The sequence below is a fragment of the Sphingomonas sp. jy18 genome, assembly GCF_056931895.1.
Genome location: NZ_JBXPBT010000001.1, coordinates 312347 through 326635, shown reverse-complemented (window position 1 = coordinate 326635; position 14289 = coordinate 312347). Strand labels below are relative to the sequence as shown.

At 67.5% G+C, this 14289-nt stretch carries 12 protein-coding genes; 7 read left to right on the top strand and 5 right to left on the bottom strand.

The genetic code is table 11. The annotated features are described in order from the left end of the window. The first annotated feature begins 74 nt into the window (after positions 1-74). Positions 75-410: a hypothetical protein gene (locus AC0QC4_RS01585; RefSeq protein WP_483657962.1), complete on the top strand. Its 336-nt coding sequence runs from the start codon at positions 75-77 to the stop codon at positions 408-410. Continuing rightward, positions 407-1600: a hypothetical protein gene (locus AC0QC4_RS01580; protein WP_483657961.1), complete on the top strand. Its 1194-nt coding sequence runs from the start codon at positions 407-409 to the stop codon at positions 1598-1600. Before AC0QC4_RS01585 ends, AC0QC4_RS01580 begins: the two co-directional genes overlap by 4 nt. Positions 1601-1609: 9 nt before the next feature. Here the strand turns inward: AC0QC4_RS01580 and AC0QC4_RS01575 are convergent, their stop codons facing one another. From AC0QC4_RS01575 to AC0QC4_RS01560, 4 genes are all read right to left on the bottom strand, one after another. Further along, positions 1610-1966, bottom strand: a complete 357-nt coding sequence (locus AC0QC4_RS01575; RefSeq protein ID WP_483657960.1) for a cytochrome c — start codon at positions 1964-1966, stop codon at positions 1610-1612. Continuing rightward, positions 1963-3156 (bottom strand): molybdopterin-dependent oxidoreductase, encoded by a 1194-nt coding sequence (locus tag AC0QC4_RS01570; RefSeq protein ID WP_483657958.1) that lies wholly within the window; start codon positions 3154-3156, stop codon positions 1963-1965. The genes AC0QC4_RS01575 and AC0QC4_RS01570 overlap by 4 nt, the downstream gene beginning before the upstream one ends. Before the next feature lie 131 nt (positions 3157-3287). Further along, positions 3288-5462 carry a GH92 family glycosyl hydrolase gene (locus AC0QC4_RS01565; protein ID WP_483657957.1) on the bottom strand — a complete coding sequence of 725 codons (2175 nt, stop codon included), beginning with the start codon at positions 5460-5462 and terminating at the stop codon, positions 3288-3290. Further along, positions 5459-6289, bottom strand: coding sequence for a phytanoyl-CoA dioxygenase family protein (locus AC0QC4_RS01560; RefSeq protein WP_483657956.1), 831 nt, complete (start codon positions 6287-6289; stop codon positions 5459-5461). Before AC0QC4_RS01560 ends, AC0QC4_RS01565 begins: the two co-directional genes overlap by 4 nt. Positions 6290-6556: 267 nt before the next feature. Here AC0QC4_RS01560 and AC0QC4_RS01555 point away from each other — a divergent pair, with 267 nt between their 5' ends. The 4 genes from AC0QC4_RS01555 (at position 6557) to AC0QC4_RS01540 (ending at position 10315) form a co-directional block, all read left to right on the top strand. Then, positions 6557-8044: an MFS transporter gene (locus AC0QC4_RS01555; RefSeq protein ID WP_483657954.1), complete on the top strand. Its 1488-nt coding sequence runs from the start codon at positions 6557-6559 to the stop codon at positions 8042-8044. 104 nt (positions 8045-8148) lie between these two features. Next, positions 8149-8949 carry a helix-turn-helix transcriptional regulator gene (locus tag AC0QC4_RS01550; RefSeq protein ID WP_483657953.1) on the top strand — a complete coding sequence of 267 codons (801 nt, stop codon included), beginning with the start codon at positions 8149-8151 and terminating at the stop codon, positions 8947-8949. Between the two features lie 59 nt (positions 8950-9008). Beyond that, positions 9009-9851 carry an NUDIX domain-containing protein gene (locus tag AC0QC4_RS01545; RefSeq protein ID WP_483657952.1) on the top strand — a complete coding sequence of 281 codons (843 nt, stop codon included), beginning with the start codon at positions 9009-9011 and terminating at the stop codon, positions 9849-9851. A gap of 206 nt (positions 9852-10057) precedes the next feature. Further along, the gene (locus AC0QC4_RS01540; protein WP_483657951.1) at positions 10058-10315 is read left to right on the top strand and encodes a hypothetical protein; all 258 of its coding nucleotides are present in this window, start codon (positions 10058-10060) and stop codon (positions 10313-10315) included. Between the two features lie 102 nt (positions 10316-10417). On the opposite strand, the gene AC0QC4_RS01535 is transcribed toward AC0QC4_RS01540, so the two are convergent. After that, the gene (locus AC0QC4_RS01535) at positions 10418-11239 is read right to left on the bottom strand and encodes a carbon-nitrogen hydrolase family protein (protein WP_483657950.1); all 822 of its coding nucleotides are present in this window, start codon (positions 11237-11239) and stop codon (positions 10418-10420) included. 102 nt (positions 11240-11341) lie between these two features. Between AC0QC4_RS01535 and AC0QC4_RS01530 the strand changes: the two genes are divergently transcribed. Beyond that, entirely contained in the window at positions 11342-14269 is a 2928-nt protein-coding gene (locus AC0QC4_RS01530) for a M16 family metallopeptidase (RefSeq protein WP_483657948.1), read from the top strand. Positions 14270-14289: the final 20 nt, after the last annotated feature.

Sequence of the window (14289 nt, the reverse complement as noted above, 5' to 3'; positions counted from 1 at the left end):
CCAGTATTTGTCTGCCATTTGTCATCGACTTGTGCTTTACTGCGCGAGATGCGGTTGGTGCAGGAGGGCGGCACATGGCAGAGCATGATGCGATCGATCTGGCGTTTGTCTTCGATACGCAGGACGAGGCGCTGGCGCAGCAATTCCGGACGATGTTTCCCGATGGCGAGGTGACCGAGGCGGACAATTTCGGCGGGCAGATCAGCATTGCTGCGCTGTTGACCGTCGGCAAGGATGTGCTGGCGAGCATATTGGGCTTCTTTTCCGCCAGGCAGGAGGCGATCAGTGGATCCAAGGTGCGGTTTGCCCGGACCAAGGATGGCGAGACGCAGGAGATCGCCCTAGACGGCTATTCCGCAGATCAGGCGGCGCTGCTGCTCGACAAGATCAAGGAAATGCAGTCGGCATGACAGCGGCGGCAGGGCCGTTGGATCTTGCCGTCGCCGTTGGCAGGTTGAAGCTCAAGTTGCCGACGGGCTATCGGCTGCTGCAAGTCGGTGACGACGCCATTCCGACCGGCGAGGCGGGCGGGTTGCCGCTCCACTATGCCAGTCTCTATGCCCACATCTTCGGACTGTCGCTGGTGGAAGCGGGCGGGCGCCTGTTCGTTGTTTCCAACGGATTCCTCGCGTCACACGCCTATAACCTGGCGCTGGTGATGCTCCACCATGGCGCGCAGGGGGAGGCAGCACTGCTCGCGGCGCTGCGGCACAATTTCAAGAAAATCTATGCCGAATGTGCGCTGTATCGTGGCAACTGCCTGATCGGTCGGGCGCTGCTGATCGAGACCATCGCCTACGAGCAGGATGTGATGCGGCCGCTGTTTGCTGCCGCCGCCGCCGACCCGGCACTGGGCGCGCGGGCTCGGACCATATCCAACGTGATGACAGCCATCGTCGGTGGACATGAACTGGGCCATTATTTCGAGCGGCTCGACCCGGCGGGCTGGCTGGCTGCGCTGACGACGCTGGGCGACGGATCGCTGGCCGAGCTGGTCGCGCAGCGGCAGCAGAGCGTGCCTGGCAAGCTGGCGATCGAGACGGCGTGCGACGGTGTCGGCGCATGGTCGGTGTGGCGGGCCGACTCCGACTATGCGGAGGCGGTGCCTGACCAGATCGACCGGCTGCGGCTGTGCGCCTTTGCCTTCCTGTGTTTCGGCGAATTGTTCAGCCTGCAGCGATCGGCCTGGTTTGCGGCAGACCAGGCTAAGACGGAGGATCAGGCGATTGCGCTGGGATCAGAGCGGCGAACTGCGCTCCAGTTCAGTCTGCCGCGCGGGCGCGATGCGGCGATGGATGACCGTGTGGTGGCAATGCTCGGCTATTTCGAGGCGGAAGCGGCCAAGCTGGGCGGGACATTGTATGGCGACGACGGCTTTTTCCCGCTGCGTCGCGACGATGCCGGGGTGTTGCGGCAGGCGTTCGAGACATTCGATGCGCTCGCCGAGGATGACCCGCCGGGACTGACCGGGGTCGACCTGCACCGGCGCGGGCTTGCGCAGATGATGGGCGAGGCGCTGCATGGCCATCCTGGCGGTGCAACGCATCTGCTGTGGCGATCCAAGCGTTTCCTGCAGGGCGGGCAGGATATCGACCCGTAAGGGCCTGACCTAGGGGGCTGCGGGGCGGCCTGAGGACGCGGTTACCGCCGCGCTCTGCGCTTCGAGATAATCCAGGATCGCCGTTTCCGCTTCGCTATCGATACTCGCCTTGTAGACCTCGCGCATCTTGGTCAGCGTGCTCTGCCATTGCGCGCGGGTGAGGGCGGGTTGGTTGAGGATCATGTCGGCGGAATGGCAGGCCGTGCAGTTGGCGGTGACCGCTTCCACCCCCGGCCGCTCGGGCAGGGCGATGTCGTCCTGCGGCAGAGCGATGTCCATCGGCGCAAAGTCCGGGGCGCTGTCCTGACAGGCGCCGAGCGCGAGCATTATGGCAAGCGCGGCAAGGGTGCGGGACGGGCGGATCATGCGGTCTCTAACCGGATGGTTTCGACGACGGTGCGGGCATAGCCGCTGGGGTTCCATGTCGCTTCGAGCGGCTGGGCGACGCCTTGCGTGTTGGTGCAGCGCGGGCCGACCAGACCGGCGGCGGCAGGGATGGTCGCCGTCCAGCGGCGGAAGCCGTGCGGGCCCTCGTCCGGGCCCAGCGTGGCGGGGATGGTGCGACCGTTGGCGAGGATGTCGACCTTTGCCACGCCGCAGTCGCCGCCCATGGCGATGCCGCGCAGCTCCAGCGGACGTCCCGGCGGCACGCGCGCGCCATCGGTGTGGCTGGTGATGAAGGAGCGCGGGCCCATGGTGGTGACGGGGATGGTCGGGAAATCCTTGTCGCCCGGCTGCACCGGCACGGCGGGCAGGCGGTAGCTTTTGGCCATGAAATAGCTGTCGTCCTCGTCGCTGGTCAGCACCTCGATGTCCGACAGCATCTTGATCCAGTAAGTAGCGAACCAGCCGGGGACGATGACACGCAGCGGATAGCCGTGCAGCAGTGGCAGCATCTCCCCGTTCATGCCCCAGGCGACGATCACATCGTCCCGCCGTGCCACGTCGATGGGGATCGACTTGATCTTCTGCGGCGCGCCGGGAAGCAGCGGAACGTCGAGCCCGGCGAAGCGCACGCGCCGGGCGTTGCCGGTAATGCCGGCCCGGTCCAGCAGGTCCCGCAAGCGCACGCCGCGCCACACCGCATTACCCATCGCGCCATGGCCCCATTGCGCGCCCGGCACGCGCGGCTGGGAGAAGCCGCGGCTGTTGCCAGCGCACTGGTTGATCGCGGTGACCTCCACCGTCTCGCCGACTGCCGCGACCTCGGCGAGGGTCAGCTGCCGGGGATTGCGTACTGCACCGCGCAGGGTCAGGCGGAAGGCATCAGGGTCGATGGCCGTCGGCATCTGCCCGCCCGACCAGCGCACAAAGAAGCGGTCATTGGGGGTGATGGTGCCGGTATCGAATACCGCCATCGGGGTTTCGAGCAGCGGCGGGCGGACCCGCTGCACGATCATCTCGCCCTTGCCGGGGAAACGCGGCGCCAGTGGCCGCTCACCCGGCCCGCCGGGCAGGCCAAGGTCGATCAGGCCTGACCCTTGCGCGAGCAACGGCGCGGCGGCGAGCGTCCCGGCTCCTCCGGCGATCAGGGTGCGGCGCGTCAGCTTGGGCATCGGTGCTGTGTTGCAACTGTCGCTGGGTCGGTCAATGCCAATGCTTGCGGTGCCAATTTTCTACAGACAATCGCGCATCCGCACTGGCATTGGCAGATGGGCAACGGCGCCGGCGCTGTGGTAGTGGACGGTCAGGCCCTTCCCCCACCGAACAGCAACTGCCCGCCCTGCGTCAGGCGATGGTGTGGCAGGGTGGGGTGGGCGATGGTGCGGCCGTTCAGGGACGGGCGAGTGGCAGCCGCACCGCGCCGTTCGATCGTCAACGGGCGCGCTGCTGCGAGGGCGATCTGCGCATGGTCGACCAGCGGGCGGCCGAGGACATAGCTGCCGCGAAACGGATCGGCGGGGTATAGGCCCAAGGTCGCGAAGACGTACCAAGCGCTCATCTGCCCGCAATCGTCATTGCCGGTGATGCCGTGCGGGGTGTCGTTGTAGAAGCGCCGGGCGATCTCGGCGACCAGTTCCGGCCCGCGCTCCGGCCGCGCGCTGTGGGCATAGAGCCAGGCGATGTGATGGCTCGGCTCGTTGCCATGGGCATATTGGCCGATCAGCCCCTCCTGCCCCTGATGCCGGTCCTCGCCAGGGCCATGGATGGAGAAAAACCGGTCGAGCATCGCCGTGAAGGCGCCCCGCCCGCCCATCGCCGCGATCAGGCCGGGGATGTCGTGGAGGGCCGGGGTCCAGCTATATTGCCAGGCATTGGCCTCTGTATAATCGCCGGGCGTGCCCAGCGGCGAGGTGGTCTGCAGCGGATCGAACGGGGTGCGCCATGCACCCCGGCTGTCGCGCCCGCGGGCGAGCCGGGTTTCGGGGTCGATCAGCCGCCGGTAGTTGCCGGCGCGGGTGCCGAAGCGCTGCGCCTCGCCGCCTTGGCCCAGCATCCGCGCCATATGCGCGGTGGCGGCGTCGCCGATCCCGGCTTCCAGCGTGCGCGAGACCGATTCGTTGGAAAAGAGATCGTTGGGGTAGTATCCATAATGGTCGATCGCGTCCCAATCGGCGAGGCGGTGGTTGACGGTCGAGGTGGTGACCATCGCGGCCAGCGCTTCGCCGCCGTCAAAGCCGCGAAAGCCCTTGGTCCAGGCATCGGCAATGACCGGCAGGGCGGGATTGCCGATCATGCACCAGGTCTCCCGCCCCCAGATCGGCCACAGCGGCAAATGCCCCTGCGCGCGGTGATGATCGAGCAGGGTCAGCACGAAATCGTCGACGCGCTCGGGCACCAGCACTGTGTAGAGCGGGTGGGCGGCGCGGAACGTGTCCCACAGCGACAGCGTCGAATAATAGACCCGGCCCCGCGTTTGCGCGACCGCGCCAGTCGCCCCGCGATAGCGCCCGTCGACATCCGACAGGGTGCTCGGCTGCAACAGCAGGTGGTACAGCGCGGTGTAGAAGATGCGCTTGGTCGTGGTATCGGCATCGATCGCGACCCGGCCGAGCAGGGCGGCCCATTCGGCATCGGCATCGCGCACCAGCGCATCGAAATCCCAGCCCGGCACTTCGGCCATGTTCGCCCGGGCGCCCGCGACATCGACGGTCGACAGCGCGGCCTTGGCGTGGAGCAGGCCATCGTCACCGACATCGAAACCGAGCAGATAGCGTGGCGCGATCTGGCCGGGGCGCTTTGGCAATTCCTGCAGCGATGCCACCGGGCGGTCGAAATCGAGCGCGAAGGCCATGCTGCGCTCGGCCCAGTTGACCGAGGATATGGTGCCGTCGACGCCATCGGCGCGTGGCATCACGTCGGCCGCGGTCACTCGTTCGCCATCCAGAAACCGCAGCCGGTGGTGGGTATCGACGAGCACATGCACGCGCCCGCCCCGCGCGAAGCGATAGCGGTGCAGCGCGACCCGCAGCGAGCAGGCGAGCTCGACGGTGCAGCCGCTGTCGGTCAGGCGGACGGCATAATAGCCGGGCCGCGCCACCTCGCTCGCCTTGTCATATCCGCTCGACAGATCGTCGCGCGGATCGACCGTCGGCTGCAGCAGCAGGTCCCCGAGTTCCGGGATGCCGGTGCCGCTGGCGCGGGTCTGCGAGAAGCCGAGGATGCGCGGCGCGCGATACTGGTAGCCACTGGTGAAGTCCCAGCCATTGTCGGCATTGTCGGGCCCGGGCTGGATCATGCCGAACGGGCGGCAGGGGCCGGGGAAGGTATGGCCGGTGCCGTCGGTGCCGATGAACGGATCCACATAGCGGGTCAGCGATGCCGCATCGGGGCCGTCCTGCGCCCGCACCCGTGCCGCGCCAAGCAGCGGTGTGGCCGCCAATCCGGCAAGAATACCGCGCCGGCTGATGGCTGACGTCATGCCGCCTCCCGTGCGAACAGCAGCGGATTGCCGGGCGTGTCGATCACGGCGCCGACGTCGACGCCGGCACACCATTGTGCCCGATCGGCCCGCTGCGGATCGTTGACCGGCTCCGCAAGACGCATCGCCGCATCCATGTAGATGATGGTCATCACCGACCGCGGCGTGGTCGAGCGGTTGGGACCGGCCTTGTGAAACAGCCAGCCGCCGTGGAAACTGACATCGCCGAGCGCGAAGGGCTGGTCGACAATGGGGAAGTCCTGCGCCTCCATCGCGGCCGTGATCGCGGCTTCGCTCTCATCCGAAATCGGCAGGTCACGACCGAGCGCCGAGCGGTGGCTGCCGGCGTAGAAGGCGAGGGGGCCGAGCTCACGCGGCACAGGCTGCAGCGGGATCCACGCGGTGACGGTGCGGTCGCTGGCCAGCGGCCAATAATATTGGTCGGCGTGCGCCGGGGTAATGCCGCCGCCCGGCTCCTTGTAGAGCGACTGGTCATGATAGAGGCGCACGCCATCGACCTCGAGCAGGTCGGCGGCGATCCGTGCCAGCGTCTTCCCGAACACGAACGCGCGCACCATGGCGCTGTGCTGCCACAGGTTCATGACCTGCAGAAACGCCCGGTCGTAGGTGGTCCGCTCAGCCAGGGGCAGGGTCTGCGTGGTGAGCGCGATGGTCAGGCGGGTTATCTCGCGCCCGTAATGCTCGAGCAAGTCCGGCGGCAGCACATCGCGCAGATGGACAAAGCCGTCGCGGCGAAACGCATCGACCGTGGCCGCGTCGATGGGAAAGGCGCGGTCGAGGTCGGCGGAGGCGAGAAGATCGGTCATGCTCGCGCCATACACGCGTTTCCTTGGGGATGCGCCGGGCGGCAGTGGCGCATATCCTGCCATAAACCATCATCATCTTGCGCTTGGCGGCCGGCAGCTGCCCAGCGTACCGTGGCAGGGGTGCCCGATGCGCAAATTTCTGACAGTGTTTGGCACGATGCCGGACACACTGGCAACGGACCGCCGCGCCCCGTCACGCTAAGGATCGATGCACGCGGCATGGGCCATCGGTGGCCAAGAAAGGCGCGCGGCGGAGAGGGGGGCGGTTTGGTCGACAACAGTTCGGGTTGGTTGCCGGGCGAGGCGTCCGCGGCTGGCACCCGGCCGCGGCACGGACTGGCCTTTCTGCTGCTGATCAGCCTGCCGGCCACCGCGATGGGTTTTGCCCTGTCGGTGCAGATCTCGGTACTGAGCTGGATCCTGTCGACTCGCTACGGGCTCGCCATCGAGGAGATCGGGCTGGTCTGGGCGGCCGGCCCGCTTGCCGGCATCGTCGGCCAGTTGGCGGTCGGCGGGCTCAGCGACAGGGTCTGGCTCTGGGGTGGCCGGCGGCGCTTTTTCATCATCGTCGGTGCCGCGATTGCCGCGCTGGCCATCCTGCTGCTGCCGCAGATCGGGTTGGTGTCCCAAACCATCGGGCTTTCCGGCGTGCTCGGCGTCGCCATCGCCGTCGCGCTGGCACTCGACCTCGCCGTCAACGTCGGATTCAGTCCGACCCGCGCACTGATCGCCGATGTCACCGCCGAAGGGGCCGAGCGGACGACGGCCTATAGCGTCATGCAGCTGGTTTCGGGCAGTTGCGGGGTGGCCGCCTATGCCATCGGCGCGCTGTTCGGCAACGATCTGCTGATTTATGTCGCGGTGGTCGTCGTGCTGCTGTTCGCCATCCCGCCGGCCTTGGCGATTGCCGAACCACGCAATCTGCGGGAGGAGCGGGTCGACCCTGTCGCCTGGGACGGCGGCAGTTCGGAGGCGCGGGCAGGTGTCGATGCGCGGTCGATCCTTGCCGCGCTGTCGCCGCTGTGGGCCATTTTCGCCTATGATGTTTACGGGCTCGGCGTGCGGCTCGCAGGCGGTTCGATGGGCGGCTATGCGGCGGAGGCAGTGTGCGCCGTGGCGACGCTGGGATTGGTGGCGCATGCCCTCCATGCGCGGGCGGGCCCACAAGGGGCACTGCGCTGCATGCTCGCGGCCAGTGCCTTCTGCTGGCTCGGGGTGCAGCCGATCTTCGTCTATATGGTCAGCTTTCTGCAGGGACGGATGCCGGGACTGGGCGATACGGCGCTGGGGCAGACCACTGCCTTCGCCTTTCTGGCCATGAACGGCGTCGCCGCGCTAGTGCCGCTGCTGCTCGCCCGGCTGGCGCGCGTGGCGGGGGCGCTGCCGGTGCATGTCGCCGCGCTGGTGCTGATGGCGGCAAGCTGCGGCGCGATATGGCTGTGGGTGACGCAGCCCTGGCAGCTCTATCTGCTGATGGCGCTGTGCGGCATCGGTTGGGGGGCGATCGTCAGCCTGCCGTTTGCCATCCTGTCCGGCAATGTGCCCCCGGCGCGGATGGGGCTGTTCATGGGCTTGTTCAACCTCTCGGTGGTGCTGCCGCAACTGGTGAGCAGCCTTGGCATCGGCAGATTCATGGCCGCTGCTGACGACAAGGGGCTGTTGTTCGCGCTCTCTGGCCTGTTCATCGCCATGTCTGCGCTGCTGTGGAGCTTCGTGCCTGTGCATCGGCCCGCCGAAGCGGAGAGGGCGTCCTGAGTCCGATCGATCGCCGCGCCCCCCCGGATTGTCGGTCGGCGGTAAACGTGCCAGCCTGTCACGCCATGGTGGCACAGCCGATTTGCGAGCCTGTCGGGCTTCCGTTGGGGATCAACGTGCTGGTCGCGCGCGTATCGGTAGCCGCGTCGGCGCCGCCCCCGTCGAGGCTGCTGCATTTTCACGATGTCGCTGAGATCGTGCTGTTCGGCGAGACGCATGGGCGCTTCGAATGCGGGTCCAGCCGCTTTGCCATCGTGCCGGGCTGTGCGGTGTTCGCGCCGTCGATGCATTATCATGATTTCGAATTCTACGATGGCCCCAAGAATTGGACGCTGATCCAGGTCGATCCTTATGTGCTCGAACAGATTACCACCGTCGAAGTGCCGACCGCACCACTGTGCGTGCAGCCGACGGCTGCAGGGCGCGCCCGTCTGGCGATGCTGTCCGACTGGCTGGTCGACGTATCGACCGCCAACCCGGCCGATCCGTTGATCGACCAGATCGTGGCGCTGATCATGCACAGCCTGTGCGTCGCGCCGCGCGAGACACCGGACGAGCAACCGGGGCGCAGCGTGGAACTGGCGCGGTTCCTGCCGGTGATCGAGCAGCTGCGGGCTGCGCCGGGCCAGCCGCTGCCGCTGAAGGACGCAGCTACCCTCTGCCACCTGTCGCCCGCCTATTTCTCGAGGCGGTTCTCGGCCTTGTTCGGCTGCAGCTACACCGATTATGCGATGTCGTTCCGGCTGCATGTCGCGGCGCGCAAGATCGCCACGACAGGGCTGCAACTGTCGGAAATCGGCTATGCGCTGGGCTTCGCATCGCCCTCCCATTTCGCCTCGCGATTCCATGAGCGCTTCGGCATTTCGCCGAGGGCGTATCGCCACCGCATTGCCGGCACCGGATAGGGGCTAGGCGCCGGGCGGCGGCGGTTGCATCGTTGCGGCTCTGCGCGCAAGACGGTGCAATGAGCAGCACAGACCCGGGCGATGACGCCACCGATGGGCCAGCGGCCTATGTGTTCAGCGACGATGACGATGAGACCGGGCTGACCCCCGCGCATCCTGCCGCGACGCTGGTGATCTTTCGCGAGGACGATGCACCGCAGCCGCCGCAACTGCTGATGGTGCGGCGATCGAAGGCGATGAAGTTCGCCGCCGGGGCCGCCGTCTTTCCCGGCGGGCGCGTGGATGACGACGATTTCCGGCTGGCCGAACAGTTGCGCGGCGATTCGCTGGTAATGGCCGATGCAGCCGCGCGTGTCGCCGCGATCCGCGAGACTTTGGAAGAGACGGGGCTGGGTGTCGGCATTGCCAGCAGCCACGGCCCGGAGCGGCTCGCGGCCGTTCGCCATGGGCTGATGGCGGAGCAGCCGCTGTCGACGCTGATCGACACGCATGGCGTGCGACTCGATCTCGACGCGCTTGTCCCTTTCGCGCGGTGGCGGCCCAATTTCGCCCACGCCCGCGTGTTCGATGCCCGATTCTATCTGGCGCGCACCGAAGGCGCATTGCCGGAACTCAGCGTGCATGCCGGGGAAAACAGCGATCTGTTCTGGGCGAGCGCGGCCGACACGCTGCAACGGGCCGATTCGGGCGCGATCGACATCATCTTTCCCACGCGCCGTAATCTCGAACGTCTTTCGCATTTTGCGAGCTTTGCGGACGCCGTCGAATCGGCGCAGCGATACGAGCCGCGCCGCATCACGCCGTGGGTCGAGGTGCGTGACGGACAACGTTATCTGTGCATTCGCGATGACTGCGGCTATCCGGTGACGCACGAGGCTTTCGACAGCGCAATGCGCGGTTAACCTGGCTTTCACGGCTTGCCATTAAGGGCATGCCGTGGTGGCTGCAGGACGGCTTTTTGCTGCACTGCACCGCAATTGTTTGCAGATTGGCTTGCTTTTCGCGAATCCGGGCGTTAGTAACCATCGTCAGAGCGGGAATGCGGGGCTCAGGCCAATAGGTCGTGTCCACTCTAAAAGATTGTGCAAAACCACCAGTGGAGATTTCGATGACCTTCCTCTCTAAAGCGGCTGCGGCTTTCGCTGCCCTGTCCATGGTGACTGCTCCCGTCGCCGCCTCCGCTGCCACCGCGCAGTTTGAAGATCTTCGCGCCAACAGCGCGATGGATCAGCGCATGGCGCAGGCCGAAGACGGTGGCCTCAGTGCGGAAGAGCTTCTGCTTCTCCTTGCAGCGATCGCAGCCATTATTGCGGCCACGGTGATTGCTGCCGATGGCACCAACGACAGCCCGACCAGCCCCAACTGAGTCGGATACCGAGTTTCGAGCGGGGCCGCCGGGCGACCGGCGGCCCTGTTTGCGTGTGCGACACAGGGCTCGGTCGCGCGGGCAGAACAAGCCTGGCGCGCCTCAGCTGGCGGCGATAGCGCGGCGGTGCGCTTGAACCGGCATGCGCTGCCGCACGTCCTCGCGACGGCTGGCGGCAATGTCGGCAAAGCACAGACCTGCGGCTTCCCCTGCATCGGCGAGAATCTCCCCCCACGGATCTACCGCCAGCGAATGACCGTAGGTCGACCGGCCGTCGGCATGTGTCCCGGTCTGCGCTGCGGCGATGACGTGGCAGCCGCTATCGAGCGCGCGGGCGCGCAGCAAACAATGCCAATGCGCCTGGCCCGTCGGTACGGTGAAGGCGGCGGGCAGCGCGATGGTCTCCGCACCAGCATCACGCAGCGCCAGAAACAGGGACGGAAAACGCAGATCGTAGCAGATGCTTAGGCCGAGCGCGCCGACCGGCGTGCCGGGCACGACCACCGCACGTGCCTCCCCTGCCTCGTAAGCCGATGATTCGCGCCAGCTTTCCCCGGTCGGCAGGTCGATGTCGAACAGGTGGATCTTGTCGTAGCGACCGACAATGGTGCCGTCCGGATCGATGACCAGGCTGCGATTGCGCCAGCGACCGCTCTCCGCCAGCACCGGCAGCGAGCCGATGTGCAGCCAGAGACGCGCGCGGGCCGCGGCCTGCTGTGCCGCAGCGACATAGGGGCTGTCCGCTTCTGCAACGATGTGGCGGCTGGCGCGGGCACGGTCCCGGTCGAGCAGGCCCGCCATTTCGGGCGCGAACAGCATCGCGGCGCCTTCCCCGGCGGCGCGCGCCGTCGCCTCCGCAAGTGTTGCGGCATTGGCGTGGGGATCGATGCCGGTTGTGGTCTGGAGCAGGGCGATACGGGTCATTGGCAAAACCTTCTGGCAATCATGCGGTCGTGCTGTCAGGTTCATCTACGTTCCTACCCCCCGTTCAGCCAAGCGAAAGCATTCCCCCCTATGCCGCCTGTGATGGCTTCCTCCCCCGTTCGTCGCCTGACTCTGCCGCTGGTCGCAGCCGCACTGTTGCTCTCTCCGCCGTCCGCGCTGCTGGCGCAGTCTCCGGCCAAGCCCCAAACGGCGACCGCGCCCGATGCACCCGCGACGGCCCCCTCCGCCGCCGTCGATCGCTCGCCCTGGCTTTATGAAGGCAGCGACATCCCACCCGATCCGGGTTGGCAGTTCGGCGCGCTGGAGAACGGCCTGCGCTTTGCCGTGCGCCGCAACGGGGTGCCGCCGGGGCAGGTGACCATCCGCCTGCGCGTCGATGCCGGCGCGATGATGGAACAGCCGCACGAAGCGGGCTGGGCGCACCTTATCGAGCATCTCTCGTTCCGCGAATCGCGCTATCTGCCGAGCGGCGAGGCGCGGCGTGCCTGGCAGCGGCTCGGCATCACCTTCGGCAGCGATTCCAACGCCTCGACGGGCGCGACCGCGACCATCTACCAGCTCGACATCCCCAATGCGACGCCGGCGGCGCTTGCGCAGAGCATGCAATATCTGTCGGGCATGATCCGCGAGCCGGTGCTGAGCGATGCCACCATCGACGCCGAGCGACCGATCGTGATCGCGGAGCGGCGCGAGTTCGACGGGCCGCAATTCCGCATCGCCACGGCCAGCCGCGAGCATATGTTCGCCGGCCAATTGTTCGGGGAGCGCTCGACCATCGGCACCGAAGAGACGCTGCGCGCGGCCGATGCCGCCGGCATCCAGGCCTTCCACCAGCGCTGGTACCGGCCCGAGCGGGTGGTGATCGCCATCGCCGGGGATCTGGACCCGGCTTTGCTCGAACAGGCCATTGTAGGCAATTTCGCCGACTGGCGGGCGCAGGGCCCGGCGCCGACCGAGCCCGATTTCGGCCGGCCCGATCCGTCGCGCCCGGTTGCGCGCATCGTGGTCGAGCCATCGCAGCCGCTGGTCGCCAACCTTGCCTGGATCCGTCCCTGGACCCGCGTCACCGATAGCATCGCCTGGACGCAAGGGTTGATGATGGACACGCTGGCCACGCAAATCCTCAACCGGCGGCTGGAAGAGCGGGCGCGCACCGGCGGCAATTACCTGCTGGCGCGGGTGGAAGATGATCGGCCCAGCCGTTCGGCCTGGATCACCACCGTCACCGTCGTGCCGCTCGAGGACGACTGGCAGGGGGCGATTGCCGAAGTGCGTTCGGTGATCGCGGCCGCGTTGGCGACTCCGCCGACCGCTGCCGAGATCGCCCGCGAGAATGCGGATATCGAAACCTTCCTGCAACGCGAGCTGGCCAACGCCCAGAATGAACCGGGCACCCAGCAGGCGGACGACCTGCTCCAGGCGGTCGACATCGGCGAGACCACGACTTCGCCCGATCATGCGCTCGACATCTGGCGCTCGACCCGCCCGCTTGCGACGCCGCAGGAGCTGCACCGCCGCATGCGCGTGCTGTTCTCCGGCGATGCCAACCGCATCCTGCTGAGCACGCCGCGCCCGGTCGCGGGTGGCGAGGCGCAGCTTGCTGCTGCGCTCACCGCCCAGCCGCGCGCCCTGGCCCGCGCCAACCAGAGCGGTCGCGCGCCGACCTTTGCCGATCTGCCGCGGCTCGGCAGCCCTGGCCGCATCGTCACCCGCGCGCCGGTCGAACGCTTCGGCATGGAGCGCTGGGAATTGTCCAATGGCGTGACCGTGCTGGTCCGCAACACGCCGATTGAGCCGAACAAGGTGCGCATCAATGTCCGCTGGGGCGGTGGCCGCTCCGCGCTGGCACCCGACCAGCCCAATCTGCTGTGGAGCGGGGAGGCGGCGCTGGTCGAAAGCGGCATCGGCCGGTTCGACCAGTCCGCGCTCGACCGGCTGGTCAATGGCCGCCAGATCGGCATGCGCATGGATGTCGATAATGACGCGTTCGAATTCCAGGCGGAAACCCAGCCCAGCGACCTTGCCGACCAGTTGCGACTGCTGGCGACGAAGTTCGTGGCACCCGGCTGGCAGGAATCGCCGGTGCGCCGGGCCCGCGCCGGCCGGTTGCTCAGCTATGATTCGCTGCGCGAATCGCCGGTCGCGGTGTTCGAGAATGAGCTCGACGCGCTGCTCTATTCGCAGGACCGCCGTTTCGCTCCGCCTACGCGAGCCGAGGTCGATGCGCTGACGCCGCAGGCGTTCCGCGCTTTCTGGGAACCGCTGCTGCAGCGGGGGCCGATCGAGGTGCAGGTGTTCGGCGATGTTGCCTCGGTCGACCTGCAGGCCATGCTGCTGTCGACCTTTGGCGCGCTGCCGCCGCGCCAGCCGGTGGCGGCGCCACCGGGCGCGGCCGATGTCACGCCGACAGCGGTGCCGGCGCAGCCGATCATCGTCCGCCACAGCGGCGGCGCGACGCAGGCGGCGGCCGTGCTGGGCTATCGCACCGGCGGCGGGCTCGATTCGATCCGCACCTCGCGCCAGCTCGACATATTGTCGGCGATCTTCAACGACCGGCTCTACGAACGCCTGCGCGACCAAGCGGGTGCGAGCTACAGCCAGGTGGTGGCGAGCAACTGGCCGACCAGCTTTGCCAACGGCGGCTATGTCTTTGCCGGTGGGCTGGTCCGGCCCGAGGATACGCAGCTGATGTTCGACGCCGCGCGCGCCATCGCCGCCGAACTGGCGACCACGCCGGTCACCGACGACGAGCTGCGCCGTGCCACCGGCCCGGCCAGCGAGCAGATCATCCGGGCCTCTTCGGGCAATGTCTTCTGGATGGTGCAGACCGAGGGCGCGACCCGCGAGCCACGTCACTTCACGGCGCTGCGCAGCTACCTCACCGATCTGAACAGCGTAACGCCGGCCGAGCTGCAGGCGCTCGCCGCCCGCTATCTGACGCCGGACCGCGCGGTGCCGATCCTGATCCTGCCGCAGGAAGGCGCACCGGGAGACGTAGCCGCGCGATAGAGGAGCCGGTCTATGGTTTG

Bases quoted from the DNA above. Each gene is read 5' to 3' on its own strand.
- AC0QC4_RS01585 (WP_483657962.1), top strand. From the start codon at position 75: ATGGCAGAGCATGATGCGATCGATCTGGCGTTTGTCTTCGATACGCAG.
- AC0QC4_RS01580 (WP_483657961.1), top strand. From the start codon at position 407: ATGACAGCGGCGGCAGGGCCGTTGGATCTTGCCGTCGCCGTTGGCAGG.
- AC0QC4_RS01575 (WP_483657960.1), bottom strand. From the start codon at position 1,966: ATGATCCGCCCGTCCCGCACCCTTGCCGCGCTTGCCATAATGCTCGCG.
- AC0QC4_RS01570 (WP_483657958.1), bottom strand. From the start codon at position 3,156: ATGCCCAAGCTGACGCGCCGCACCCTGATCGCCGGAGGAGCCGGGACG.
- AC0QC4_RS01565 (WP_483657957.1), bottom strand. From the start codon at position 5,462: ATGACGTCAGCCATCAGCCGGCGCGGTATTCTTGCCGGATTGGCGGCC.
- AC0QC4_RS01560 (WP_483657956.1), bottom strand. From the start codon at position 6,289: ATGACCGATCTTCTCGCCTCCGCCGACCTCGACCGCGCCTTTCCCATC.
- AC0QC4_RS01545 (WP_483657952.1), top strand. From the start codon at position 9,009: ATGAGCAGCACAGACCCGGGCGATGACGCCACCGATGGGCCAGCGGCC.
- AC0QC4_RS01540 (WP_483657951.1), top strand. From the start codon at position 10,058: ATGACCTTCCTCTCTAAAGCGGCTGCGGCTTTCGCTGCCCTGTCCATG.
- AC0QC4_RS01535 (WP_483657950.1), bottom strand. From the start codon at position 11,239: ATGACCCGTATCGCCCTGCTCCAGACCACAACCGGCATCGATCCCCAC.
- AC0QC4_RS01530 (WP_483657948.1), top strand. From the start codon at position 11,342: ATGGCTTCCTCCCCCGTTCGTCGCCTGACTCTGCCGCTGGTCGCAGCC.